Source organism: Streptomyces diastaticus subsp. diastaticus (assembly GCF_011170125.1).
GTDB classification, from domain to species: Bacteria; Actinomycetota; Actinomycetes; order Streptomycetales; family Streptomycetaceae; genus Streptomyces; species Streptomyces diastaticus.
On the sequence record NZ_BLLN01000005.1, the window covers coordinates 1067279 to 1092552 of the forward strand.

The window sequence follows — 25274 nt, forward strand, 5'->3', positions numbered from 1 at the left end:
CCCGCCGTCCGCCGCTCCTGCGCCGCCCGCGCGGAGGAGCGGCGGACGGACCGGCTCCGGGCGCCCGGCTCACTCCCTCTCGGCGTGCTCCAGACTCGCTCGCAGTCGGTGCAGCGCGCGCCGGGCGTGGCTCTTCACCGTGCCGAGCGGCAGGCCCGTCCTGGCGGCGATCTCGGCCTGGGTCAGCTCCCCGAAGTACGCGAGCCACAGCACCCGGCGGTGCGGGGCCGGCAGCCGTGCCAGTTCGGCCCGGAGGAGCGCCCGGTCGAGGCAGGTCTCGGGCTGGGCCGCCGGGTCGGGGCCCTGCGGCAGGCCCGCGGCGGCCGCCGTCAGCGCGGTCCTGCGGGTGCGCGAGGCGAGGGCGTCGGCGATCTTGTGGCGGGCGATCCCGACCAGCCAGGCGGCGATCGGGCCGCGTTCGGGCCGGTAGTGGGCGCCGCCGCGCCAGGCGGCGAGGAAGACCTGCTGCGTGACGTCCTCGGCCTCCAGCGGATCGCCGAGGCCGCGGGTGGCGAGCCCCTGCACCAGGCCGCCCCACCGCTGGTAGGCGAGGGCGAGGCAACGGGCGTCGCCCGCCCGGATCCCGGCGGCGATCTCCGCCTCCCGCACGGCGGCGGACGGCGCGCCCCGGCCGGCCGGTGGCAGAGGGGTCGCTTCGGTCGTCGTCACGGCTGGGTCCTTCCGCCGGGTCGGGCCCTGTGCGGGCACGGCTGCGCCTGCCCCGGAACTGGACGGCCCGTTCCCGCGGCGGCGGTCCCCACCCTGGGCTGCTTCGTCGGCGGCGCCAACTCGCACCGTTCGTGCACCGTATGGTGACCGCCATGGAAAGCCGCCCGAACAGCGCCACGCACACCGCTTCTGCCCCGGGCGCCGGGCTGACCACCGGTACCGTCGCACGGCGGCTCGGCGTCTCCCCGACGACGCTCCGGTCGTGGGACCGGCGGTACGGCCTGGGCCCCGCCGCCCGCGAGGACGGCAGGCACCGGCGCTGGACGCCCGGGGACGTGGCGCTGCTGGAGGAGATGTGCCGCCTCACCGCCGCCGGGGTGCCGCCCGGCGAGGCCGCGCGGACGGCCCTGCACGCCTTCGGCCCCCGGGACGGCACGTGCCGCGCCCCGGTCCCCGCCCAGGCTCCGCGCTCCGGCGGGGCGGGCGGCGGGCTGCCGCTGGGCACGGTGCGGCAGGAGTGCCGGGGGCTGGCACGGGCGGCGGTTCGGCTCGACGCGCCGAGGGTGGAGGCACGGCTCGCCCTGGTGGTGGAGCACCTCGGGACCACGGCGGCCTGGGAGGAGGTGATGGCTCCGGCGCTGCGCGCGGTCGGACGCAAGTGGGCGACCGCCGGGGAGCGGTACGTGGAGGTGGAGCACCTGCTCTCCTGGCACGTCTCCTCGGCCCTGCGCCGCGTGCCGCCGGTGTCCGCCCTCGCGGGCCCGCCGGTCCTGCTGGCCTGCGTTCCCGAGGAGCAGCACACCCTGCCGGTGGAGGCGCTCGCCGCCGGGCTCGGCGGACTCGGTGTCCCGCTCCGCATGTTCGGCGCGGCGGTGCCCGCGGCGGCCCTGGACGACGCGGTGCGGCGGACGGGCCCCGCCGCGGTCGTCCTCTGGTCCCAGTCCCGCGACACCGCCGATCGCCGGCTGGCCCGCGCGATCGCGGGGCGCGCGTGGGGCGTCAAGGGCGCCCGGGCCGGGGCCCGGGTCCTCCTGGCCGGTCCCGGCTGGACCGGCGGAACGCCCAACGGGATGCTGCGCCCACGCGGTCTGCGGCAGGCGTTGCGGCTGCTGGGGCCGGACCAGGAGGGGCGGCGGGGATGAACCGGCCCCCGGCGCCGGGCCCGGCGGCACCCGGGCCCCGCCGCGGCTCCTACTCCCGCCCCCGCGCCTGCCGGAACCGGGCGAGCCCCTCGGCGAGGTCCACCAGCGGCTCCGGGTAGTCGGCGGCCGCCCGGCCGGGCCCGGTGAGCTTCCAGGGCTCGTGGACGGCGCGGCCCTCGACGCCGGCCAGTTCGGGGACCCAGCGGCGTACGTAGGCGCCGTCGGGGTCGTGGCGGTGGGCCTGGCGGACCGGGTTGAGGACACGGTGGGGGCGGGTGTCGGTACCGGTTCCGGCGACCCACTGCCAGTTCATCTGGTTGTTGGCGATGTCGCCGTCGACCAGCAGGGAGAGGAAGTGGTCCGCGCCGGTGCGCCAGTCCACGTACAGGGTCTTGGTGAGGAAGCTCGCGGTGAGCAGGCGGCCGCGGTTGTGCATCCACCCCTCGTGGGCGAGCTGGCGCATGGCGGCGTCGACGATCGGGTAGCCGGTGCGGCCCTCGCGCCAGGCGTCGGTCTCGCGGGCGGCGTCGCGGCCGGTGCGCCAGCGGTCCTCGCGCGGGCGGTAGTCGGCGTGGGAGGCGTCGGGGCGGGCGGCGAGGACCTGGTGGTGGAAGTCGCGCCAGCAGAGCTGACGGACGAAGGCGGCCGGGCCCGGGCCCTCCTTGCGACCCGCGCGGTGCACCAGTTCGGCGGGCGAGAGGGTACCGAAGTGCAGGTGCGCAGAGAGCCGTGAGGTGGCGTCACCGGCGAGGTCGTCGTGCTGGTCCTCGTACGCCCCGGCGTCGCGGCGCAGCCAGGCGGTGAACCGGTCGCGGCCCTCGCTCTCCCCGCCGGCCGCGAGCCCCGCGGAGGCGCCGCGCACCTCGCGCCGGGCGGGGATCTCCTCGGACCCGACGCCGTCCGGCACCCGCACGGCGCGCGGCGCGCCGAGGGGGCGCCTCGGATGCTGTCCGGACCATTTGCGGAAGTACGGGGTGAAGACGGCGAAGTGGTCCGAGGAGGCGGGGGTGACGGCGCCGGGCGCCACGGCGGTGGTGACGCCCTCGTGGACGAAGAGGCGCCGCCCCCCGGCCTCCAGCGCCGCCCGCAGCCGCTCCTCGCGGCGCCGGGCGAAGGCGCTGACGCCCTCCGCGAGGTGGACCTCGTCGGCGTCCGCCTCGGTGGCGACCCGGCAGACCTCCTCGACCAGGTCGCCGGAGCGGACGACGAGCCGCCCGCCGCGTTCCCTGAGCGAGCGGTCCAGGTCGGTGAGGCAGTCGGCGAGGAACGCCGCCCGGTTGGGCGCGGTGAACCCGGCCTCGGCGACGGCGTCGTCCCGGACGAAGAGCGGCACCACGGCGTCGGTCGCGTCGAGCGCGGCCCGTAGCGCGGGCTGGTCGTGCAGCCGCAGGTCGGAGGTGAACAGGACGACGGAGACGGTCATGGCGCTCTTTCCGGGACGGGGCTCGGCCAAAGGACGGTGGGGTGACGGTCGAGCGTGGTCGGGGTCGGGGGACCGGTTCAGGGGGTGGGGTGCGAGACGGTGCCGTCGGCGGTGCCGCGGCCCGTCCCGGGCGCGTCCTCCTCGCGGGCGGCGGTGAGCGCGATGTTGCGGGCCATCCCGCCGAAGACGGCGGCGTGGAAGGGGGAGATGGACCACCAGTACGCCTGGCCGAGCAGCCCGCGCGGCAGGAAGACGGCGCGCTGGCGGTAGCGGGTGCGGCCGGCCTCGTCGCGGTCGACGGTCATCTCCAGCCAGGCCAGGCCCGGCAGCCGCATCTCGGCGCGCAGCCGCAGCAGCCGGCCCGGCTCGATCTCCTCGACCCGCCAGAAGTCGAGCGACTCCCCCACCCGCAGGTGCTGGGCGTCGCGCCGCCCGCGCCGCAGCCCCACCCCGCCGACCAGCCGGTCCAGGCGGCCGCGGACGGCCCAGGCGAGCGGGAAGGAGTACCAGCCGTGTTCTCCGCCGATACCCTCGACGACCCGCCACAGGGCCTCGGGCGAGGCGTCGACGAGGCGTTCGCGCCGGTCCTCGTAGAGGCTGCCGCCGGACCAGTCGGGATCGGTGGGCAGGGGGTCGCTGGGGGCACCGGGGACGGAGGCGGAGGACCAGCGGGTGGCGACCTGGGCGTCCTGGACGCGGCGCAGCGCCAGCGCGAGCGCCTCGTCCACGCCGAGCGGCCGGCCCGGCGCGTCGGGGACGTACTCGGCGATGTCGTGCTCCCGGCAGACCACCTCGTGGCGGAGCGACTCGGCGAGCGGGCGGGCGATGGCGGCCGGTACGGGGGTGACGAGGCCGATCCAGTGGCTGGAGAGCTGGGGGGTGAGGACGGGGACGGGCAGGATCAGGCGGCGGGGCAGCCGGGCGACGACCGCGTACCGCTGCATCAGCTCGCGGTAGGTGAGGACGTCGGGGCCGCCGATGTCGAAGGTCCGGTTGACCTCGCGAGGCATGGCGGCGGAGCCGACCAGGTAGGCGAGGACGTCGCGGACGGCGACGGGCTGCATGCGGGTGTTGACCCAGCTCGGAGTGATCATCAGCGGCAGCCGCTCGGTGAGGTAGCGGAGCATCTCGAAGGAGGCGGAGCCGGAGCCCAGCACCACCGCGGCCCGCAGCACGGTGGCGGGCACCCCGGAGTCGAGCAGGATGCGGCCGACCTCGGCACGGGAGCGCAGGTGCGGGGAGAGCCGGCTCTCGGGGACGCCCGCGGGGGTGAGGCCACCGAGGTAGACGATGCGGCGGACCCCGGCGTCACGGGCCGCTCGGGCGAAGATCCCGGCGGCCTCGCGGTCGGTGCGCTCGAAGTCGGAGCCGGTGCCGAGGGCGTGGACCAGGTAGTACGCCACGTCGACCCCGCGCATCGCCTCTCGGACCGATTCCGCGTCGGTGACGTCGCCCTGGACGACCTCGGCCCGCTCGGCCCAGGGCAGGTCCCGCAGCTTCGAGGGGGTGCGGGCCAGGGCGCGGACCCGGTAGCCGGTGTCCAGCAGGGCGGGGGCCAGGCGGCCGCCGACATAGCCGGTGGCGCCGGTGACCAGCGCCAGCGCGCCGTCGCCGGCCGGGGTGGACTCGGTGGGGTGCTCTTCGCCGCTCATGGCCTCGTTCATGGTCCCTCTCCGGGTTCGGTGACCGGGTGGTACGGCCGGGTCCGCGCCGCCCGCGGCGGCGTCGGGGTCCGCCGCACCCACCGTCTCGCGCCGCTCCCTCTTCCGCGCGTCCCGGCCGCGCGGATGCGGCGGGGGCGGACGAGGCGCCGGCGGGGCGCCGATAGGCTGGCGGCGTGGCCGGGACAGACGAGGAGACGGGCCGGGCGGGCCCGGCGGACGGCGGGGCGGGCCTCCAGGCGCTCGCGGTCGAGCTGCGCCGCATGCACGGCGAGGTCAACCGGCTGGCGCACGCCTTCGCCGCCGGGCAGGGCCTGCACGCCACCGACGTGCAGGCGCTCGGCGCCATCCTCGACGCGCCCGAGCCGATGACGCCGGGCAGGCTGCGCGAGCGGCTGGGCCTGACCTCGGGTGCGGTCACCGCCTGCCTGGACCGGCTGGAGCGCGCCGGGCACATCCGCCGCACCCGGGACACCCGCGACCGGCGGGTCGTGCACCTGCACTACGCGGAAGGCGGCAAGGCGCTGGCGCGTGCGCACTTCCAGCCGCTCGCCTCGGCCGCCGCCGCGGCCAGGGCGCGCCTGACGCAGGAGGAGGCGGAGGCGGCGCTGCGCTTCCTGGCCGCGATGAACGAGGAGTTCGCCCGGCTCCGCGGGCCGGAGCGGCGCCCGGGCAGCTGAGTCCCGGCAGGCCCGGCACACCGCGGGAACCGCGCCCGTGGCGCCGGCGTCGCTCCCGGACCGCCACCGGACGACGCGAATTCTCCGTCCCCGGCGCATCCGGCGGCCGCGCTCACCCGGAAGAGTGAAATGCGGCTCTGGCCGTGCTCGGTGGTGGCGTACCCCTTGTGCGCCCCGGAGGCCGGAGGTGCGTAGCATCACCCCGAGAGTCTCTCAATCATTGAGATAGTCACTGATCGAGCTTTCTCCGGGTACGGGCGCCGTCGAGGCGTGCCCGTACCGGTCCGCCGTCCGTCCGCCCCGTTCCCGCACCGTCCGCGTCACCGTCCCAGGAGTGCGATGTCCAGCGCCACCCGCAAGGGCCGAACCGCCCGAATCCTCATCCCCCTCGTCCTGCTGATCGCCTGGCTCGGCGTCGGCGGCACCCTCGGCCCGTACGCCGGGAAGCTCGGCGAGGTCGCCACCAACGACCGGGCCGCCTTCCTGCCGCAGAGCGCGGAGTCGACGAAGGTCTCCGAGGAGCAGAAGGCCTTCTCCGCCGACGAGGCACTGCCCGCCCTCGTCGTCTGGACCTCGAAGGACGGCGGGCGGCTGCCGGCCGGCGCCCGCGAGGCCGCCACCGGCACGCTCGCCTCCCTCGCCGACGCAGGCTTCACCGCCGGGCGCCCCTCCCCCGCCCTCGCCTCGAAGGACGGCCGGGCGCTCGAAGGAGTCGTCCCGCTCCGCACCGACCTGGACGAGCTCCAGCCGGTGCTGGACGACATCAAGGAGGCCGCCGGGAAGGTGCCGGGCACCGAGGTGGCCGTCGCCGGACCCGCCGCCAGCCAGGCCGACCTCTCCGACGCCTTCGCCGGGATCGACGGCCTGCTGCTGGGGGTCGCGCTGATCGCGGTACTGCTGATCCTGCTGGTGGTCTACCGCAGCGTGCTGCTGCCGCTCGTCATCATCTTCGGCGCGGTCCTCGCCCTCGGACTCGCCTGCGCGGTGGTGTACGCCCTGGCCGAGCGGGACGTGGTCCGGGTCGACGGGCAGGTGCAGGGCATCCTGTCGATCCTGGTGATCGGTGCCGCCACCGACTACGCGCTGCTGCTCACCGCCCGGTTCCGGGAGGAACTGAGCCTGCACGGCGACCGGTTCACCGCGATGCGGCTGGCCTGGCGGCAGTCGTTCGGACCGATCACCGCCAGCGCCGCCACCGTCGCGCTCGGCCTGCTGGCACTTCTCCTCAGCGACCTCACCAACAACCGGGCCCTCGGACCCGTCGGGGCCATCGGCATCGTCTGCTCGGTCCTCAGCGCGCTCACCTTCCTGCCCGCCGCTCTGGTCCTGCTCGGCCGGGCCGCCTACTGGCCGGCCCGGCCCAAGGTCACCGGCACCGGTGGCAGCCACCGTCTGTGGCAGCGGGTCGCCGACCGGGTCGACAGGACGCCGCGCAAGGTCTGGGCGATCACCCTGGCCGCCCTCGTGGCGTGCGCGGCCTTCGCCCCGACGCTGAGCAGCCGGGGCGTCCCGCTCGACGAGATCTTCGTCAACGACGCACCGTCGGTCTCCGCCCAGGAGACGCTGAGCCGTCACTTCCCGGGCGGCGCCGGCAACCCGGCCGTCGTCATCGCCGACGCCGGCCGGGTGGACGAGGTGGTCGCGGCCGCCGAGAAGACCGAGGGCGTCGCCTCGGTCGCCCCGGTCACCGAGTCGGGACGGCCCGGCGGCGGCGAACCGCGCGTCGTGGACGGCCGGGTGCGGATCGACGCCACCCTCCAGGACGGCGCGGACAGCGACGCCGCCAAGGAGACCGTGGCCCGGCTGCGGACCGCCGTACACGCGGTGGACGGCGCCGACGCGGTGGTCGGCGGCTACACCGCGCAGCAGTACGACACCCAGCGCACCGCCGAGGCCGACCGGAACCTGATCATGCCGGTGGTGCTGGCCATCATCCTCGTCATCCTGATCGCGCTGCTCCGCTCGCTGGTGACGCCGCTGCTGCTGGTGCTCACCGTGGCACTGAACTTCGCCGCCACCCTCGGCATCGCCTCGCTGGTCTTCACCCACGTCTTCGGCTTCACCGGGACGGACGCCTCCGTCCCGCTCTACGGATTCGTCTTCCTGGTCGCCCTCGGCGTCGACTACAACATCTTCCTGATGTCCCGGGTCCGCGAGGAGACCGCGCTGCACGGCACCCGCGAGGGCGTACGGCGGGGCCTGACCACCACCGGCGGAGTCATCACCTCGGCCGGTGTGGTCCTGGCGGCCACCTTCGCGGCCCTCGGGGTGATCCCGCTGGCCTTCCTCGTCCAGATCGCCTTCATCGTCGCCTTCGGCGTGCTGCTCGACACCCTGGTCGTGCGCTCCCTGCTGGTCCCCGCCCTGGTCCGCGACATCGGCCCCGCCTCCTGGTGGCCGGGCGCGCTCAGCCGCCGGGCCGAGCCGGCGCGGGACGCCACCGAGGACGACCGCACCCCGGCATGACCGCAGGCCGTACGGGCACGGCGGGCCTCCCCCCACCCCAGGGACCGGGAGGCCCGCCGTGCTAGCTTTCGCACGCCAGTCGTACCCGCGCATCTCGATGCGAACGGGTCAGGGAATCCGGTGCGAACCCGGAACTGACGCGCAGCGGTGAGGGCGACGGGCGGCGCAGTACGCCACTGGGGCATCCCCCGGGAAGGCGCGCCGTCCGCACGACCCCGAGTCCGAAGACCTGCTGGCCCTCCGCCCCTTCGGGCGGGGTTCCTGTACGCCAGGCTTCGCGACCGAGCCTCGACACGAAAGCCGTACCCCCGTGCTTGTTGCGCCCTTCCGCCGGATCTCCCTCGCCGCCTCCTGCACCGCCCTCGGCCTGCTGCTCACCGCCTGCGGGGGCCAGGGCTCCGAACCCGCCGCCGAGGCGAAGGAGGCCGGGGCGGCCACGCTGGAGAACTGCGGCCGCACCGTGACCGTCGAGCAGCCGCCGCGGCGAGCCGTCTCGCTCAACCAGGACTCCACCGAGATCCTGCTCTCGCTCGGTCTCGCCGACCGGATGGCGGGCACCGCTACCTGGACCGACCCGGTCCTGCCGCACCTGGCGAAGGACAACGCCAAGGTCAAGCGGCTCGCCGACAACAACCCCTCGTTCGAGAAGGTCCTCGACGAGGAACCGGACTTCGTCACCGCCTCCTTCGAGTCGACCCTCGGCAAGGGCGGCGTCGCCACCCGCGAGGCGTTCGAGGACCTCGGTGTGGGCACCTACGTCTCGCCCGCCGACTGCGCCAAGACCAACTCCGGTGACGGGGACGGCGCGCGGACCGATCCGCTCTCCCTGGCCGACATCCACGGCGAGGTCACCGACCTGGCGAAGGTCTTCGGCGTCGAGGAACGTGGTGAGAAGCTCGTCGCCGACCTCGGCCGGCGGGCCCGGAAGGCCACTGACGGGCTGAGCACCAGGAAGGCTCCCGAGGACGAACGGCCCACCCTCCTCTACTGGTTCGCCAACGCCGAGGCGCCGTACATGGGCGGCTGCTGCGGTGCGCCCGGCATCATCACCGAGGCCGTCGGCGGGAAGAACGTCTTCGACGACACCAAGGACGAGTGGCCGCAGATCAACTGGGAGACCGTCGCCGACCGCGACCCCGACGTGCTGGTCATCGGCGACCTCACCCGCAAGTCGCAGACGGCGGAGAGCGCCGCCAGGAAGATCGCCTTCCTGGAGTCCCACCCGGCCACTCGCACCATGACGGCGGTGAAGAGGAAGCGGTACGTACAGGTGAGCGGGGCGGCGCTGAACCCCTCGATCCGCACCGTCGACGGCATCGAGGAAGTCGCCGCCAAGCTGCGTGAGTTCGGGCTGGCGAAGTGACCGTCACCGCCGCGCGCCCCGGCACGGGGCCCGGGCGGGCGCGGCGGCCGGGGGCGTGGACGCTCGGTCTGTCGGCTCTCGTCCTGCTGCTGGCCTCCGTCTCGGTCGCCATCACCATCGGTCCCGCCCGCGTCTCCGTCCCCGACGTGTGGGCCGTCGTCGCCTCCCGCCTCGGCGGCCGGGAGAGCGGGCTGACGCCCATCCGTGAGGGCATCGTCTGGGAACTGCGCTTGCCGCGTACCGTGCTGGCCGCCGTCTGCGGGGCCGGGCTCGCGCTCTGCGGCGTGGTCATGCAGTCGCTGCTGCGCAACCCGCTGGCCGACCCGTTCGTCCTCGGCGTCTCCTCCGGCGCCTCCACCGGCGCGGTCGCCGTGGTCGTCCTCGGGCTCGGCGGCGGCGCGCTGTCGGTCTCCACCGGCGCCTTCGTCGGCGCCCTCGTCTCCTTCGGTCTCGTGCTGCTGCTCAGCCACAGCCTCGGCGGCACCACCGACCGGGTGGTGCTCTCCGGAGTGGCGGGTATGCAGCTCTTCTCCGCGCTCACCTCGTTCGTCGTGATGTTCGCCGCCGACGCCGAACAGACCCGGGGCATCCTCTTCTGGCTGCTCGGCAGCCTCTCCGGCGCCACCTGGACCGACGTCTGGGCCTGCCTGGCCGTGCTGGCGGCGGCGCTGGTGGTGTGCGGGGCACGGGCCAACCAGCTCGACGCCTTCGCCTTCGGAACGGAGAGCGCCGCCTCCCTCGGCGTCCCGGTGGCGCGGACCCGGCTGGTCCTGCTGACCGTCACCGCGCTGCTCACCGCCGCGCTGGTCAGCGCCGCCGGAGCGATCGGTTTCGTCGGGCTGGTGCTGCCGCACGCCGCCCGCGCCCTGACCGGCACCCTGCACGGGCGGCTGCTGCCGGTGGCGGCGCTGAGCGGCGCCGTCTTCCTGGTCTGGGTGGACACCCTGGCCAGGACCGTGCTGGCGCCGCAGGAGATCCCGGTCGGCGTGGTCACCTCGCTGATCGGCGTGCCCGCCTTCGTCCTCATCATGTACCGCACCCGGAGGCCCGCGTGACCGGCCGTGCCACCTGCCCGGCCGGCCGGCCGGCGCTCCGCGCGGAACGGGTCTCGCGGTCGGCGGGCGGGCGGCTCATCCTGGACGGCGTCACGCTCCAGGCGCGCGCCGCAAGCACGGTCGGGCTCATCGGGCCCAACGGCTCCGGCAAGTCGACCCTGCTGCGGCTGCTGGCAGGGCTGCTGGCGCCGTCCGCCGGCACCGTCACCGTGGACGGCTCCACCCCGGCCGAACTGGGCCGCCGCGAGACGGCCCGGCGGCTCGCCGTGGTCGGGCAGCACGCGGCGACCGACACCGACCTGACCGTCCGCGACGTGGTCGGGCTCGGGCGTGTGCCGCACCGCAGGGCCTGGGCGGCGCCGGGGCCCGCCGACCGGGAGGCGGTCCGGGCGGCCCTGGAGCGGACCGGGCTGACGCCCCTCGCCGGCCGGCTCTGGCACACGCTCTCCGGCGGGGAGCGGCAGCGGGCGCAGATCGCCCGGGCGCTGGCCCAGGAACCGCGCCACCTGCTGCTGGACGAGCCGACCAACCACCTGGACGTCCAGCACCAGCTGGAGTTGCTGTCGCTGGTGGCGGGGCTGCCCGTGACCTGCGTGGTGGCGTTGCACGACCTCAATCTCGCGGCGATGTTCTGCGAGGAGGTCGTGGTGTTGCGCGCGGGGCGCGCCGTGGCGTCCGGGTCTCCCCGGGAGGTGCTCACCGAGGGGCTGATCGAGGAGGTGTACGGGGTCCGGGCGGTCGTCGTGGCCGACGGCGGGGGCCCGCCGTTCGTACGCTTCCTCGCGCCGGGGGCACCTGGCGGGGGCCGCTGACCGGGCTCCCGCCCCGGCCGGGCGCGGGGGGCGCGTCCGGCCCGCCCCTGCCGGGCCTGAAGGGGCCGCGAGCGCCGGCCGGGCCGGGAGTGGCGCGGTCCGTCTCCGGGCACCGGTCCTCGACGGCCTCCTCCAGCGCCGTCCGGGGTGAGGCGGCCGGCCGGGCCGGGCGTCACGGCCGCCGGTACGGAATCGAACAGGATACGGACGGGTAAGCGTGTCTGCCCGGTCCGGCCGGGGCGGGCGTGTGAACTCTCGGGACGAGAGTCGCACCGACCGCCTGGGAGGACCACCGCGATGGACCGGATCGGACGGCGCTGGCCCGCGTACTCGGGGATCGTCCCCTGGGCCCTGCTGGTCCTGGGCATCGTGATGGACGTGGCCACCCCGAGGGAGGTCAGCGGGGGACCGCTGATCGTGCTGGCCTGTGTGGCGGCCGGGGTGATCATGTCGTTCCGGGCGACGCTCTGGCTGGTGCTGGTGGCGCTCGCCACCGAACTGGCCACGGGTGTCTGGGAATCCGGCACGGCCGGTACCCAGCAGATCGTCGACCTGGGGTACGTGGTCGTCGCCGGGGCCCTCGGGCTCGACCTGAACCGGCTGGTGATCCGCTACGGCCGCCGGATCTCGGCGGTCCGCACGGTCGCCGAGAGCGTCCAGCTCGCCCTGCTGCCCGATCCCCCGCTCCGGCTGGCCGGGTACGACATCGCCGCCTCCTACCGGGCGGCGCAGAGCGAGGCGAGGATCGGCGGCGACCTGTACGCCGTCCACGACAGTCCGTGGGGCCTGCGGGTCTTCATCGGGGACGTGCGGGGCAAGGGGATGGACGCCGTCAGCACCGTCGCCCTGCTGCTCGGCGCCTTCCGGGAGGCCGCCGAGGACCAGCCCACACTGGAGGCGCTCGGCGCGCGGCTGGACCGGCGCCTCGCCCACGAGGCGGCCCGGCTGGGCGAGGAACGGGAACTGGAGGGGTTCACCACGGCGGTCCTCGCCGAGTTCCCGCACGGCGGAGAGTCGGTCCGGCTGCTGAACTTCGGCCACCCGGGCCCGTACAGGGTGGCGGGGGGCCACGTACGGGCTCTCGACGCCGAGGTGCCGAACCTCCCTCTGGGGATGTCCGGCTTCGGCCAGGAGGTCTCCCCGCACCAGGAGGACTCCTTTCCGCCCGGGGCGAGCCTGCTCTTCGTCACCGACGGCGTGACGGAGGCGCGGAACCCGCAGGGCGTCTTCTTCGACCCGGCGCGGGGACTGGAGGGCATGTCGTGCTCCTCGGCGAAGGCGGCGGTCGCCGGACTCCTCACCCGGGTCGACGCCTGGACGGGCGGGGTCTCCACCGACGACCGCGCGGTCCTCGCGGTCGCCCACTGACCCCCGACCGCCTCACTTGCCCCCGCCATCCCGGATGGCCCCCTCGACCGCCGCGAGCCGGTCGGCGAGCAGCCCGAGGGCGGCGACGGCCCGGCCGAACTGGTCACCGTCCCCGCCGCCGACGGCCTGGTGGCGTACGTGGGCGGCACAGACCTGCTCCCAGCGCGCGGCCTGCTCCTCGGTCAGCCGGCCGCGCAACTGGGCGAGTCTGAGCAGATTGGCCTCGGCGCCGCCGGTGAGGGTCTGGGCCTCGGCCCGGTAGTGGTCGTCGATGAGCGCGGCGAGTTCGGCCTCGTCCATGACGGGCGAGACGCGCTCGGCGATCCGGTTCATGTTGCGGTACGAGCCCTGGAGGCGGAACGGCGGTTCGGTGCGGGTCTCGTCCGCCTGGGCGGCGGAGGCGATGTACGCGGCGTTGACCGCGAGGACCGTCTCGCGGGCGGTGAGCAGGTGGCGCAGGACGGCGGTGGCGCGCTCGCGCTCGGCGGGCGGGCAGGGCGTCGCGAGCGCGTCCGGGCGGGCCGAGGCGTCGCCCCGGGCGAAGCGGAGGAAGAGGTCCAGGTCGGCGCGGTCGCGGCCGGCCAGCGGGGCGAGGTCGGGGTGGGAGGTGAGGGCGTTCTCCACGAAGCTCTGCGCGAAGGCGTCCTCCTTGCCGGTGAGGACGTCGCCGAGGTTCCAGACGTCGGCCCGGTTGGCGAGCATGTCGGGGACGCGGAAGAGGCGCCCCGACTCGGTGTACGGGTTGCCGGTCATGCAGATGGCGAACCGCTTGCCGCGCAGGTCGTAGCTGCGGGCGCGGCCGTTCTGGACACCGTCCACGCGGCGCTGGGCGTCGCAGAGCGGGATGAACTTCTGGAGGAGTTCGGGCGAGAGGTGCTGGATGTCGTCGATGTGCAGCAGGGTGTTGCCGCCCGCCGCCAGCGCAAAGTTGATCTTCTCGATCTCCTGGCGGGCGGTGGCGTCGGGGGCCTCGGCCGGGTCGAGTGAGGTGACGCGGTGGCCGATGGCCGGCCCGTCGACACGGACCCGGAGCAGGCCGAGCCGGTCGGCGACGTATTCCATGAGGGTCGTCTTGCCGTAGCCGGGCGGGGAGAGCAGGAGCAGCAGGCCGCTGTGGTCGGTGCGGCGGGCGGCTCCGGCGGCGCCGAGCTGTTTGGCGAGGTTGTCGCCGATGAGGGGCAGGTAGACCTCGTCGATGAGGCGGTTGCGGACGAAGGAGGTGAGCACGCCGGTGCGGTGCTGGTCGAGGCGGAGCCGGTCGCGTTCGGCGGCGACGAGGGCGGCACGGCGGGCCTGGTAGGCACGGAAGCCGGGCAGGGTGCGGGTGGTGAAGTGCCGGGTGCGTGCGAGGAAGGTGTCGAGGCGCAGGGCGAGGGTGCGGCGGTGGATGCGCGGGTGGTCGCCGAGGAGTTCGCCGGCGGTGGCGGTGAGCGGCGCGTCCAGCTCGTACCGGACGAGGTCGGGGCAGAGTTCGATGGCGGCGGCCTCGGCGAGGTCGCCGGGTTCGGTGGTGTCGCCGCTGGCGGTGGTGGCGGCGGTGAGCCAGGCGGTGACGAGCTGGTGGGCGGCGGGCAGCGAGCCGGGGCCGAGGGCGGCGAGGTCCTCGTCGTAGGCGGGGCCGGCGGTGCGGCGGAACTTCTCCAGCAGGGCACGGGCGGCGCCGCCCGCGGCGAACCCCTCGCGCGCCTCGGCCAGTTCCTCGAAGAGGTAGGCGGCGGCCAGGCCGGTGTCGACGCCGTCGGTGCCGGGCGCACCGCTCGTGGCGAGGGCGTCGGCGAGTTCGGCGCGCAGCTCCTCCTCGGCGCCGGTCGGGCCGAACGCGGCGCGGGCGCGGGCCAGGGAACGGGCGCGGCGGGTGAGGCCGGACCGGGCGGCGGGCTCGGTGTGGTGGGCCCAGAAGAGCTGGGCGGCGGCGCGTTCGGCGGCGGGGAAGCGGAGCAGGCCGGCCCCTTGGTGGAGCGGCAGCAGGGCGCCGAGGATCTGTACGGTGTCGTGGTCGTGGACGCCGCGTTCGTACCCTTCCTCGGGCGCGGCCTCGGCGGCGGCGCGGACCAGTGCGGGCAGGTCGGCGGTGGCGAGGGCGTCGGCGCCGTGGGCGGTCAGCAGCCGGGCGGCGAGATGTTCGGCGCGGTAGACCTCGGCGGACTCCGAGGGGAGGGTCTGCTCCCAGTAGGGGCGGGTGGCGGCGAAGCCGGGGTCGGTGACGGGGCTGCGGTAGTCGGTGCCGCTGAGGGCGAAGGCGAGAGTGTCGCCGTCCGGGACGAGGGTGAGTTCCGCGGGGCGGGGGGTGACGGCGAAGCGGTGGCGTCCCAGGCGTACGGTGCGGCCGCCGTCGGCGTAGAGGTCGGCGCGGTCGCGCAGGGCACGGGCGGCCTCCTGGCGGGCGGCCTTGAGCCGGCCGGCGATTTCCTCCGCGCGGACCGGGTCGTCCGCCTCGCGCAGCGCCTCGATGGTGCGGGTGACCTTGGCCGCCATCGGGTCGGTGGCGAGGAAGGCGGTGACCGCTTCCTGGTCGTGGAGGGCGGCCAGGCGCCGGGTGAGGGAGGCGAGGACCCGGTCGGCGGAGTCGGCGAGCCGCTGGGCGTGGCGGGCGCGGGCGTCGGCGAGGGTCTGGCCGCGGGTGGTGAACGCCTCGTGGATCTCCTCGCGGCGCGTGGCGAGGGCGTCGAGGAAGGTGTCCTGTTCGGCGAAGCGGCTCTCCAGGTCCTCGACGCGCAGCAGCAGTCCGGCGAGTTGTCCGGCGCAGCTCTCGGGGGTGTCGGCGGCGGCCAGCGCCGCGGTGGTGGCCTGGGCGAGCAGGGCGAGTTCGGCGCCGAACTCGGCGCGGCCCTCGGTCTCGGCCAGCGCGCGGCGGCGGGCCGCGAGGGTGGCGCGGGCGCGGTTGACGGCGCCGAGGACCTCGGCGACGGACTCCAGGACGCCGGTGCGGACGGTGGCGTCGGAGATGTCGATGCCCGCGACGACCTCGGAGACGGTGGTGAGCCGCTCGGTGTGCTCGTCCAGGGCGCGGGCCAGCGGCGCGGCCTCCGCGGCGGTGGCCAGGGCCTCGGCCTCCTCGGTGAGGCGGGCCGCGTCCTGGTGGTGGGCGGCGAAGGCGTCGGGGCGGGCGAGGTGGCTGACGGCGCGGCGGGCGGCCGCCGCCGTCTCCTCGCCGAGATCGGCGGCGAGCCGGTCGGCGCGCTCGGGGTCGGCGTACCGCAGGTCCTTGGTGGCGAGGATGCGGCCGTGGGCGCGGCGCAGCGCGGTGAGGGAGGCGACCCAGCCGTCGGCGGACTTCGGCGCCTCGCCCCGGACGCGTCGGACCAGGGCGGTGGCCTCCTCGGCGGCTTCGTCGAGGGCCTGCGCGGCCTGTCGGGTGAGGTCGGTGACGTGCTGGAACTCGTCGATGATCTGCCCGGCGGTCTCCCTCACGCGCGCCAGCGGCTCGTGCAGCGCGCCGAGTTCGGGGTCGCCGAGCCAGGGGTGCCGGTCGAGGACGGCGGCGCAGTCGTCGCGCAGCGCGCGGTAGACGGCGGTGGTGGGCGCGGTGGCGCCGCGCGCCGTCCGGGCCAGCGAGAGGCAGGCGCCGAGGGCCCGTACGAGGTCGGGGTTGCCGACCCGGGCGAGCGGCCCGTTCCCCCCGTAGGCGTCGGCCCGGGTGTCGGCGACGTAGGGGGTGCGCCAGAGCTGGACGGGGTGGACGCGGGTGGGTTCGCCGCCGTCGTCGGCGCGGAGCACGGCGAGGGTGCCGTCCTCGTGCCGGGCCCAGCCGGTGCAGCGCAGCGGGGCGGCCAGTTCCTTGCGGAGCATGTTGTAGGAGAGCAGCAGCCCGGGGGCGAGGCCGTGGGCGTGGTACGCGTACAGCACGTCCTCGCCGAGCGGGGAGCGCAGTTCCCGGTCGAACTCCAGGGCGGTGGCGGGCCGGTCCTCGAAGCTCTTGCCGGTGCCGTCGGCGAGGAGGACGCCGCCGGGGTGGACGACTCCCTGGTCGTCGGGGAGGCGGCGGAAGGCCCCGTCGGGGGCGTCGAGCCGGTGCACGGCGCCGGTCGGGGTGTGGACGACGAGGTGGCGCCACTCCTCCTCCTTGTACGGGCGCACCCGCAGCAGGACGAGGGGGCCGACGCGGGCGTGGGCGAGGTCGGCGTCGGCCAGCGACTGGAGGGGCTCGGCGACCGGCTCCTGGTGGGCGGGGGCCGGGTCGTCCCCGGTGGTGACGGTGAGGTGGCCGCCGACGGTGGAGACGCCGACGCCCTCGGCGACGGCGACGTGCGGGCGGCGGCCGAGGACGTGGTCGTCGCGGGTGGCCTCGGTCCATGCGACGCCCGGCGCCCCTCCGGGGGCGGGTGCCCGGGCGTCGCGCTCGCCTCGGGCGTCGAGGAAGGCGACGGAGCCGTCGGCGGCGACCGACCAGCGCAGCACTCGCAGGTCCGCGACGCGCTCGCCGGTCCGGAAGACGGCGAGCAGTTTCTGCCCGGCCCGCCGCAGGCGCAGCAGCCGGGCCCGGCGGTAGTAGCGGTGCAGCGCCGCGAACTCGGTGCGGAACGCCGGGTCGTCGAGCAGTCCCGGCACCGCGTCCTCGGGCAGTGGCGAGCCGTCGCGGGCGTGCAGCGAGAACACGTCGCCCACCGCCGGGCCGCCGCCGGCCGTCACGGTGTCGGGCAGGTCCCGTACGCCGAACAGCAGGGCGTCGCCGAGCGCGGCGAGGTCGGCGGCGCGGGCCGGGTGGGCGGTGCGCAGGGTGAGGGTGCCGGTGGCGGCCGGGGCCGTCGACCCGAACGCCTCGGTACGCCGGGCGTCCAGCGCCTCGGCCCTGAGGGCCAGTTCGCCCGCCTGGGCGGCGAGCCGGTCCCGCAGCACGTCGTAGGCGGCACCGTCGAGCCCGGGCCCGGCGGCGGTGCCGTCGGCCGGGTCGGCTGCCGGGTCGCGGGGCTGCGGTGCGGTGGGCGAGGTGGTCATCTGCTGGGAACTCCTTGGGCTGTGCCCGGCGGGCGGGTCCTGCGTCCCTGGCGGGGCTGTCGCGGTGGTCTGCGTGGCCGCCCGCCGGGTCCGGCCCTGACGCCGGGCGGGGCGTTGTCGGACGGGCGCCGGGCCGGCAGGGCCCTTCTCCGGCGCCCGGACCGTCGGGTGGGTACCGGTCGATCGGCGGGCCGGGGCTCGTGGCCTGCGGGACGCACGACGACGGCCCCCGGAGGGGAGCCGACCGGGTGGTCGGCCACCCGGTCGGCTCCCCCTTCTCCCCCGTTTCCCCCGTCCCCCCGTGGGTCGGAGGCCGGTCCGGGCCGTAGCTGCCGCCCCCTGTGCCGGCAGCTACGCCCCCGGACCGGCGCTCCGGTCGGGTGCGGGGCTCCCCCTGGGCCCCGCGGGCCGGCGTCCGGCTCCGGACCGACCCCCCGGTGGTCGGCCGGGCGGGGGTCCGGCGGTGCCGGAGCCGTGGTCGGTGGCGGCGGGTCAGCCCGCCGTGCCGTCCTGGCCGTTGCGGGCCGCACCGGCCGGGGCGGGCGCCGCCTCGGCGGTGAGCAGCCCGGCCTCGCGGGCCCGGTCGAGGAGTTCGCCGGCCCGGTCGGCCGGCAGGCCCTCCTTGGCGAGGCGGCCCAGCAGCGCCGAGGCGCTGAGGTCGCGCAGGCCGCCGCTGGTGACCGAGGACAGCACGCCGGTCAGGTCGCCGGTGAAGGAGCTGGTGCCGTCGAGCCAGTCGGCGCCGAGCCGCTGGGCGGTGGCGGAGTTGCCGACGAAGGCGTCCAGGCCCTTGCCGAAGGAGACCGCGCCGACGATCCGGTCGAAGAAGGCCGACTCGCCGCCGACGATGTTGATGTCGGCGCTCTCCAGGCCGGTGGCGAGCACGGTGGCCTGCGCCTCGGCGACCTCCTTCTGAGCCTGGAGCCCGGCGAGCCGGATCTCCTTCTCGGCGGCGAGCCGCAGCCGGTACTCCTCGTGGCCCCGCGAGGCCTCGTCCAGGGCTGCCATGGCGGCGGCCTTCTCCGTCAGTCCGGCGGCCTCCGCCTTCAGCTTCTCGCCGACGGCGGCGGCGTCCGCGCCGGCCTGGGCCGTGGTGCCCTCGGCGCGGGCCAGAGCCTTGGCTCGCTCGCCCTCGGCCTCGGCGCGCAGCCGCGCTTCGGTCGCCTGGGCCTCGGCGAGGCCGGTCTTCTCCACCGCGCCGGCCTCCTTCTCCTGGACCTGGACGCGGGCCAGGCCCTCGGCGGCCTGCTCGGCCTGGATGCCCTCGGCGAGCTTCATCTTGGCCTGCGCGTCGAGCCCGGCGGCCTTGACCCGGGCCTCGGCGAGGGTCAGCTCCTCGTTGGCCCGGTGCACGGCGGCCTGTTCGGCGGCCTCGGCGGCCTTGATGTCCTTCACCAGCTGCTCCTGGGCGATAGCCTCGGCGGCGATGACCAGGGCCTGCCGGTCGCGCTCGGCCTCCTCGACGGCGCGCAGCCGCTTGATGGACTCCTCCTGCTCGGCGACGGTCCGGTCGACGGCGACGCGTTCGCGGATGACCTCGGCGATGTCGCGGCGCTCTGCCTCGACCTCCTTGTCGGCGGCGATCCGGGTCAGTTCGGTCTCCCGGTCGCGGGCGATGACCTCCAGCAGACGGTCCTTCTCGATCCGCTCGGACTCCACCGCGATGACGCGCTCGCGGTTCTTCTGGGCCACGGCGATCTCGCGGGCCTGGTTCTCGCGCTGCACGCCGAGGTTCTCCTCGGTGTGCAGGAAGGCGGTCTGGGCACGCAGCCGCTCCTCCTCGGTGACCCGGGCGATCTCGGCCTCCTCGCGGGCCCGCAGGGTCTCGATCTCGCGGCGCTGCTTGATCTCGGCGTCCGAGCGGCGCCGTTCCAGTTCCAGGATGGCCTCGCGGGCGTCGACGTCCTGGCGGGTGATCTCCTTCTCCTCGTGCCGCTGGAACTCGTTGGTGCGGACGTGCTCGGCGGCGGTCAGTTCGGTGATCTTGCGGATGCCCTGGGCGTCGAGGATGTTCTGCGCGTCGAGCTGGGCGAGCGGCGTCTGCTCGACGTAGTCGATCGCCGCGTCCTCCAGGCTGTAGCCGTTGAGGTCGGTGCCGATGACGGCGATGATGCGGTCGCGGAACTCCTCGCGCTGGGTGTAGAGGTCGGTGAAGTCGAGCTGCTTGCCGACGGTCTTGAGGGCCTCGGAGAACTTCGCGTTGAAGAACTCCTGGAGCGCCCCGGCGTCGCTGGCCCGGGCGGTCCCGATGGACTGGGCCACCCGGATGACGTCCTCGACGGTCTTGTTGACGCGCAGGAAGAACTGGATGCGGATGTCCGCGCGGATGTTGTCGCGGCAGATCAGCCCCTCCCGGCCGGTGCGGGAGATCTCCAGGGTCTTCACCGAGATGTCGAGCGTCTCGGCCTTGTGCAGCACGGGCAGGACTACCTGCCCGGTGAAGGTCACGTCGACCGAGCGGACCTTGGAGACGATCAGCGCCTTGCCCTGTTCGACCTTGCGGAACAGGCGGGTCACGGTCAGCAGCAGGGCGATCAGGATCAGCAGGACGACGACGCCTGCGGCGCCGACCCCCCAGGTGATGGCATTCACGAGCGGCCTCACGGGGTCATGGGGACGTGCGTCGGCACGTCCGGGCGGGTACGGGTGGCCGTGCCCGCCGGATGGGCGGTGTGCGGTGCCGGGTCCGGCCCGGCGCGGGGCGGGGCGTCCGGCGAAGTCCTGTGCGTGTCCACGGTGTCCGGTACGGGTTCCGGACGTGCCGGGCGCCGTGGGCGGCGGACAGGGCTTCAGGTGCGCCCCGGGCCCGCGGGGACGCGGCGGTCCACCGGCGCCGCCGCCGGAGCGGGGGCCGGGTCGCGTACGCGGGGCCCGGATCAGGTGACGCGGGTGGTGCTGCGGTGCTGTCGTACGGGCGGTGTCGGTCGGTCAGGGGCGGATGCGCGGGTCGAGTGCGGCGTCGAAGGGCGCCACCCAGAAGAACTCTCCGGCCACGTCGTAGGCGTAGAGGAGTCCGGTCCGGCCCGAGCTGAGGGCCGGGTCGGGGTCGCTGGCGCGGACCTGGACGATGGCCGTGGAGCCGTCCTCGGCGACCACCTCGGCCTGTCCGAACCTGCCGTCCACCCGCCCGGTGCGGATGGTGCAGGTGGAGCCGACGAAGTCGAGCCGGGACGGCCCGGGTTCGTCGGGGAAGAGTGCCCGCAGGGGCCGCAGCAGCAGCCTGGTCAGCCCCCAGGCCGCCAGCAGGGCGGCCACGAGGACGAGGAGGACCAGCACGGCGTGGGACATGCCCGCCGTGTCGGTGCGTCCCACCAGGACCCCGCCGGTGAGGCTGGCGAGCCAGCCGGTGGTGACGTAGACGGAGACCGCCACGGTCACCGGGACCCCGCCCAGACCGACCGGGCCGAGATCGGCGTCGGCGTCGAAGCCGTCGGCGTCGGTGACGCCGATCAGCACGAGGACCCAGAAGACCAGGACGACGGCGAGGGCGGCGGTGAGGACCACGGTGGGGAAACGGCTGATCGTGTCGATGAACTCGCTCATGCCGTCTCCCCCTCCGTGCCCGCGGCGGTGCGCCTCGCACCCCGCTCCCCCCGGTGGACGTCCGCCACGGGACCTCACGGTCCCGGGCGGGACGTCCCGGCGGCACCGCGGAGGTTTCCGCGGTGCGGCACCGGGACGCTCTCCCCGTTTCCACCGAGAGCATCCTGACAGGCCGTCCGGCACACCCGCATTGCCGTGTTCCGGCAATCTTGATGCATCCTTAATGCCGGATGCGGCCACCCCGGGGGCTCCCGCGAGGTCGCATCCATGGCGTTAAGAAGGCGCTAACAACCCGCCAAGAAGGAGAGGGAACCCTTGACGACCGAGCAGCAGGTGGAGGACTGGGTGTCCGGGTATGACCGGATACTCGCGGAGGTGGGCGAGACCGGGCGGCGGCTCACCCGGGAGGAGATACACGACCGCAGGACGCTCGGTGAGCGGGCCGCCGATGCCGGGATACCGCTGCGCACCCTCGTCGGCCGCCATCTCGCCGTGACCAGGGAACACTGGCCGGCCTCCGCCAGTACCCCGGCGGCGGTGGACGGGGTGCTGGCGGCGGTGGAGCAGTCCGTGGACGCCTTCGCCTCGGGGTACGAGCGGGCGCAGCGGATGGCGGTGCGCCAGGAGGAGGCGGCCCGCCGCGAGTTCATCGACGACCTGCTGTACGGGCGCAGCGACCTCGGGCGGATCGCGGAGCGGGCGGAACGGTTCGGGCTGCTGCTGTCGCACGCCCACGCGGTGGCGGTCGCGGTGGGCCCGGAACCGTACGACGAGACGGACCCGGTGCCGCAGCTGGTGGAGCGGGCGCTGACCGGCCGGTTCGGGGAGCGGTCGATCCTGGTGACCACCAAGGACGGGCGGCTGATCTGCGTCGCCCCCGCCGACCAGGACGAGGTGCTGCTGTACTTCGCCAAGCAGGCGCACGCGGCCACCGACGGCGGCCAGGTCGCGGTGGGCCGCCCGCACCCGGGGGCGGGCGGGGTGGTGCAGTCCTACGAGGAGGCGCTGAACGCGCTGGACCTGGCGGAGCGGCTGGGACTGGACGAGCCGGTGGTGCGCTCGGCGGACCTGCTGGTCTACCCGGTGCTGACCCGGGACCGGCAGGCCATCGCCGACCTGGTGACCAGCGTGCTGGGGCCGCTGACCCAGGCGCGGGGCGGTGCGGAACCGCTGCTGGACACGCTGATCGCCTACTTCGACGCCGGCTGCGTGGCGGCCCAGGCCGCCCGGGACCTCAGTCTGAGCGTGCGCGCGCTGACCTACCGCCTCGCCCGCATCCACCGTATGACGGGCCACAACCCCGCGGACCCCCTGCATCGTTACACCCTTCAGACAGCCGTGCTCGGGGCCCGCCTGGCAGGCTGGCCCGGGGCCCCGCTGTAAGGGGCCGCTCCGCCGTGCTGGAGGGTGGAGCCCCCGGCCATGACCACCCGGGGAGTTCACGACGGACGCACACGGGGGTGCGCGAGGGATGACGGCGTACGACGGTTCCGCCGCGCCGGGCGGCGCGAAGGCGGCGAAGACGGCGCGGAGGCGGCGGCCGGGGAGGTTCGGCGCGGCGGTGTCGGTGCTGCTGGCCGCGGTGCTGCTCTTCCCCGGGCTGGTGCCCAACGCGCGGTTCCGCGCGGGGAGTCTGGTGGAGACCTTCCTGCCGTGGCTCGGTGTCCTCGCCGCGCTGCTGCTGGTCGTGGGGCTCGCGCGGCGCTCGCCGCTCGCGGTCGGCGCGGCGCTGCTGCCGGTCGCCGCGTGGCTGCTGCTCTTCGCCCCGGCGGCGACGGGCGGGGCCTCCGGTGACGGCGCGCGGCTGTCGGTGGTGCAGCACAACGTGAGCGACGAGAACCCCGACCCGGTCGGCACCGCGCGGGCGCTGGCCGCGCCGGCTCCGGACCTGATCGCGGTGGAGGAGCTGACCGAGGAGGCGGCGCCGTCCTACCGCCGGGCGCTGCGCGAGGCGTACCCGCACCACGTGGCGTACGGGACGGTCGCCCTCTGGTCGCGGCACCCGCTGCTCTCCGACGAACCGGTGGACCTGCGCCCCTCCGGGGTGGGCGACCAGTGGCGGCGCGGGCTGCGCACGGTGGTGCGCACGCCCCACGGGGACATCGCGGTGTACGTGGTGCACCTGCCGTCGCTGCGGATCACCGCCGAGGGGATGCGCACCCAGCGCCGCGACGAGAGCGCGCGGCTGCTCGGCCGGCGGCTGGAGCGGGAGCGGGCCGGGCGGGTGCTCGTCGTCGGGGACCTCAACGGAACCCTCGACGACCGCGGCCTCGCACCCGTCACCCGGCGGCTGGGGCGCCCGCAGGGGCATTTCGCCTTCAGCTGGCCGGAACGGTTCCCGGTGGCCCGGATCGATCACGTGCTCGGGCGGTCGGCGGCCGTCGTGGACGTGCGCACACTGCCCGCGACCGGAAGCGACCACCTGCCCGTGCTGGCCCGGGTGGACCCGCGCGGGGGCTGAGCCCGTCCCCCTCCGGGCGGGCCGGGTGGGTTCCCGGCCGGGCTGGTCCCCGGTTCGGCCGCCGGTGCCGGTACCGGTCACGAACGCTCTCCTCGCCCCCTGGCCCGGCTGAGGGCGCGGCCCCGGACATGGGGACTTCGGCCCGGCACGTCGGGGCCTGCTCGGCACGGAACCACCCGGTCCCGGCTGAAGGGGCGCTCGGTGTCCGTCGGGCCCGCCGGTGGCACCCGCCCCGGACGCGGGCGGGTGCGGTACGAAGGGAGGGTGACTTCGTACTCGGTGGGTTCCGGTTCCTTCGTCGAGGAGATCGGACGGCGGCCCGTGGTGGTGGACGGGGGGCTGTCCGAGCAGTTGGCGGCGCGGGGGCACGACCTGTCCGACGCCCTGTGGTCGGCTCGGCTGCTCGCGGACGCGCCCGGGGAGGTGGTGGCGGCGCACCGGGCGTACTACGCGGCGGGGGCCGAGGTGGCGATCACCGCGAGCTATCAGGCGACCTTCGAGGGCTTCGCACGGCGCGGCACCGGACGCGCGGCCACCGTCCGCCTGCTCACCGCCAGTGTCGAGCTGGCCCGGCGGGCGGCGGCCGAGGCGCGGGCGTACGACGGCGTGAGCGGCCCGCTCTGGGTGGCGGCCTCGGCGGGGCCGTACGGGGCGATGCTCGCCGACGGCTCCGAGTACCGGGGCCGGTACGGGCTGAGCGTCGCGGAGTTGGAGCGCTTCCACCGGCCGCGCCTGGAGGTGCTGGCCGCGGCGGGGCCCGACGTACTCGCCCTGGAGACGGTGCCCGACGCGGACGAGGGGCGCGCCCTGCTGCGGGCGGCCCGGGGACTCGGCGTCCCCGCCTGGCTCTCGTACTCGGTGGTGGGCGACCGCACCCGCGCGGGTGACCGCCTCGCGGACGCCTTCGCGCCGGCCGCCGACGCCCCGGAGGTGGTCGCGGTCGGCGTCAACTGCTGCGATCCGCGCGACGTGGAGCCCGCGGTCCGGCTCGCCGCCCGCGTCACGGGCAAGCCGGTGGTGGCCTACCCGAACAGCGGCGAACGCTGGGACCCCGCCGCCCGCGACTGGCGCGGCCCCGCCCAGCCTCTCGCCGGCCTGGCCGAGCGGTGGGTGGCGGCCGGGGCCCGACTGGTCGGCGGCTGCTGCCGGGTCGGCACGGAGAGCGTGCGGGAGTTGGCTTCGGCGGTACGGCGACAGCACGGGCGGCGCCCGTGGTGGTGCGGTCCGGCCGCGGGTGCCGATTCGTCCAAGACCGCGCGCCCCCGCCCTCCTACCCTCGCCCCATGAGCACTCAGACATCCGGCCGGGTCCGTTTCGACGCGCTCGGTATCGCCACCACCGACCTGACCGCCTCGCTCGCCTTCTACCGGAGGCTCGGGCTGGAGTTCCCCGAGGCCGCCGAGCAGGCGCCGCACGTCGAGGCCGTGCTGCCCGGCGGCATCCGCCTCATGTGGGACGCGGTGCCCAAGGAGCAGGCCACGCCCGGGGGCGGCGGCCCGCAACTCGCCTTCCGCTGCGCCTCCCCGGCGGGGGTCGACGCCCTCTACGCCGAGCTGACCGGGGCCGGCCACCAGGGCACCACCCCGCCCTGGGACGCCGTCTGGGGGCAGCGGTACGCGGTGGTCGCCGACCCGGACGGCAACGGGGTGGACCTCTTCGCGCCGCTGGACCCCGCCCCCGGCGCCGGCGGCTGACC

General features: G+C 75.7%; 17 protein-coding genes and 1 riboswitch. Of the genes, 11 read left to right on the forward strand and 6 right to left on the reverse strand.

Annotation, left to right across the window (positions count from 1 at the left end; translation table 11 throughout):
* Positions 1-69 precede the first annotated feature (69 nt).
* A complete protein-coding gene (locus Sdia_RS22210; protein WP_100453439.1) occupies positions 70-669 on the reverse strand; it encodes a sigma-70 family RNA polymerase sigma factor in 600 nt (199 codons plus the stop codon).
* A 140-nt stretch (positions 670-809) separates the two neighbouring features.
* Here Sdia_RS22210 and Sdia_RS22215 point away from each other — a divergent pair, with 140 nt between their 5' ends.
* Complete coding sequence (locus Sdia_RS22215) at positions 810-1811, forward strand: MerR family transcriptional regulator (RefSeq protein ID WP_115069165.1); 1002 nt, start codon at positions 810-812, stop codon at positions 1809-1811.
* Between the two features lie 49 nt (positions 1812-1860).
* On the opposite strand, the gene Sdia_RS22220 is transcribed toward Sdia_RS22215, so the two are convergent.
* Entirely contained in the window at positions 1861-3234 is a 1374-nt protein-coding gene (locus Sdia_RS22220; protein ID WP_100453437.1) for a cryptochrome/photolyase family protein, read from the reverse strand.
* A 77-nt stretch (positions 3235-3311) separates the two neighbouring features.
* Complete coding sequence (locus Sdia_RS22225; protein ID WP_189499926.1) at positions 3312-4886, reverse strand: SDR family oxidoreductase; 1575 nt, start codon at positions 4884-4886, stop codon at positions 3312-3314.
* Positions 4887-5071: 185 nt separating this feature from the next.
* Between Sdia_RS22225 and Sdia_RS22230 the strand changes: the two genes are divergently transcribed.
* The 6 genes from Sdia_RS22230 (at position 5072) to Sdia_RS22255 (ending at position 12639) form a co-directional block, all read left to right on the forward strand.
* On the forward strand, positions 5072-5575 hold the full coding sequence (locus Sdia_RS22230; protein WP_100453436.1) for a MarR family winged helix-turn-helix transcriptional regulator: 504 nt from the start codon (positions 5072-5074) through the stop codon (positions 5573-5575).
* Between the two features lie 339 nt (positions 5576-5914).
* Positions 5915-8041: an MMPL family transporter gene (locus tag Sdia_RS22235; protein WP_100453435.1), complete on the forward strand. Its 2127-nt coding sequence runs from the start codon at positions 5915-5917 to the stop codon at positions 8039-8041.
* 59 nt (positions 8042-8100) lie between these two features.
* Positions 8101-8292: riboswitch (cobalamin riboswitch) on the forward strand.
* Positions 8293-8351: 59 nt separating this feature from the next.
* Positions 8352-9404 (forward strand): ABC transporter substrate-binding protein, encoded by a 1053-nt coding sequence (locus Sdia_RS22240; RefSeq protein ID WP_189499847.1) that lies wholly within the window; start codon positions 8352-8354, stop codon positions 9402-9404.
* The gene (locus Sdia_RS22245) at positions 9401-10459 is read left to right on the forward strand and encodes a FecCD family ABC transporter permease (protein ID WP_115069162.1); all 1059 of its coding nucleotides are present in this window, start codon (positions 9401-9403) and stop codon (positions 10457-10459) included. The genes Sdia_RS22240 and Sdia_RS22245 overlap by 4 nt, the downstream gene beginning before the upstream one ends.
* Entirely contained in the window at positions 10456-11271 is an 816-nt protein-coding gene (locus Sdia_RS22250; protein ID WP_189499846.1) for an ABC transporter ATP-binding protein, read from the forward strand. The genes Sdia_RS22245 and Sdia_RS22250 overlap by 4 nt, the downstream gene beginning before the upstream one ends.
* 297 nt (positions 11272-11568) lie before the next feature.
* Positions 11569-12639, forward strand: coding sequence for a PP2C family protein-serine/threonine phosphatase (locus tag Sdia_RS22255; RefSeq protein ID WP_100453431.1), 1071 nt, complete (start codon positions 11569-11571; stop codon positions 12637-12639).
* 12 nt (positions 12640-12651) lie between these two features.
* On the opposite strand, the gene Sdia_RS22260 is transcribed toward Sdia_RS22255, so the two are convergent.
* The 3 genes from Sdia_RS22260 to Sdia_RS22270 form a co-directional block, all read right to left on the reverse strand.
* Complete coding sequence (locus Sdia_RS22260; protein WP_189499845.1) at positions 12652-17574, reverse strand: DNA repair ATPase; 4923 nt, start codon at positions 17572-17574, stop codon at positions 12652-12654.
* A 492-nt stretch (positions 17575-18066) separates the two neighbouring features.
* A complete protein-coding gene (locus Sdia_RS22265) occupies positions 18067-20166 on the reverse strand; it encodes a flotillin family protein (RefSeq protein ID WP_100453429.1) in 2100 nt (699 codons plus the stop codon).
* Between the two features lie 336 nt (positions 20167-20502).
* A complete protein-coding gene (locus Sdia_RS22270) occupies positions 20503-21117 on the reverse strand; it encodes a hypothetical protein (protein WP_100453428.1) in 615 nt (204 codons plus the stop codon).
* Positions 21118-21432: 315 nt separating this feature from the next.
* On the opposite strand from Sdia_RS22270, the gene Sdia_RS22275 reads away from it, so the two are divergent.
* From Sdia_RS22275 to Sdia_RS22290, 4 genes are all read left to right on the forward strand, one after another.
* On the forward strand, positions 21433-22500 hold the full coding sequence (locus Sdia_RS22275; RefSeq protein ID WP_115069159.1) for a PucR family transcriptional regulator: 1068 nt from the start codon (positions 21433-21435) through the stop codon (positions 22498-22500).
* Between the two features lie 88 nt (positions 22501-22588).
* Entirely contained in the window at positions 22589-23578 is a 990-nt protein-coding gene (locus Sdia_RS22280; RefSeq protein WP_100453426.1) for an endonuclease/exonuclease/phosphatase family protein, read from the forward strand.
* Positions 23579-23899: 321 nt separating this feature from the next.
* On the forward strand, positions 23900-24865 hold the full coding sequence (gene mmuM / locus Sdia_RS22285; protein ID WP_229830393.1) for a homocysteine S-methyltransferase: 966 nt from the start codon (positions 23900-23902) through the stop codon (positions 24863-24865).
* Entirely contained in the window at positions 24862-25272 is a 411-nt protein-coding gene (locus Sdia_RS22290) for a VOC family protein (protein WP_100453425.1), read from the forward strand. Before mmuM ends, Sdia_RS22290 begins: the two co-directional genes overlap by 4 nt.
* Positions 25273-25274 lie beyond the last annotated feature (2 nt).

Bases quoted from the DNA above. Each gene is read 5' to 3' on its own strand.
- Sdia_RS22255 (WP_100453431.1), top strand. From the start codon at position 11,569: ATGGACCGGATCGGACGGCGCTGGCCCGCGTACTCGGGGATCGTCCCC.
- Sdia_RS22225 (WP_189499926.1), bottom strand. From the start codon at position 4,886: ATGAGCGGCGAAGAGCACCCCACCGAGTCCACCCCGGCCGGCGACGGC.
- Sdia_RS22260 (WP_189499845.1), bottom strand. From the start codon at position 17,574: ATGACCACCTCGCCCACCGCACCGCAGCCCCGCGACCCGGCAGCCGAC.
- Sdia_RS22220 (WP_100453437.1), bottom strand. From the start codon at position 3,234: ATGACCGTCTCCGTCGTCCTGTTCACCTCCGACCTGCGGCTGCACGAC.
- Sdia_RS22235 (WP_100453435.1), top strand. From the start codon at position 5,915: ATGTCCAGCGCCACCCGCAAGGGCCGAACCGCCCGAATCCTCATCCCC.
- Sdia_RS22215 (WP_115069165.1), top strand. From the start codon at position 810: ATGGTGACCGCCATGGAAAGCCGCCCGAACAGCGCCACGCACACCGCT.
- Sdia_RS22270 (WP_100453428.1), bottom strand. From the start codon at position 21,117: ATGAGCGAGTTCATCGACACGATCAGCCGTTTCCCCACCGTGGTCCTC.
- Sdia_RS22280 (WP_100453426.1), top strand. From the start codon at position 22,589: ATGACGGCGTACGACGGTTCCGCCGCGCCGGGCGGCGCGAAGGCGGCG.
- Sdia_RS22290 (WP_100453425.1), top strand. From the start codon at position 24,862: ATGAGCACTCAGACATCCGGCCGGGTCCGTTTCGACGCGCTCGGTATC.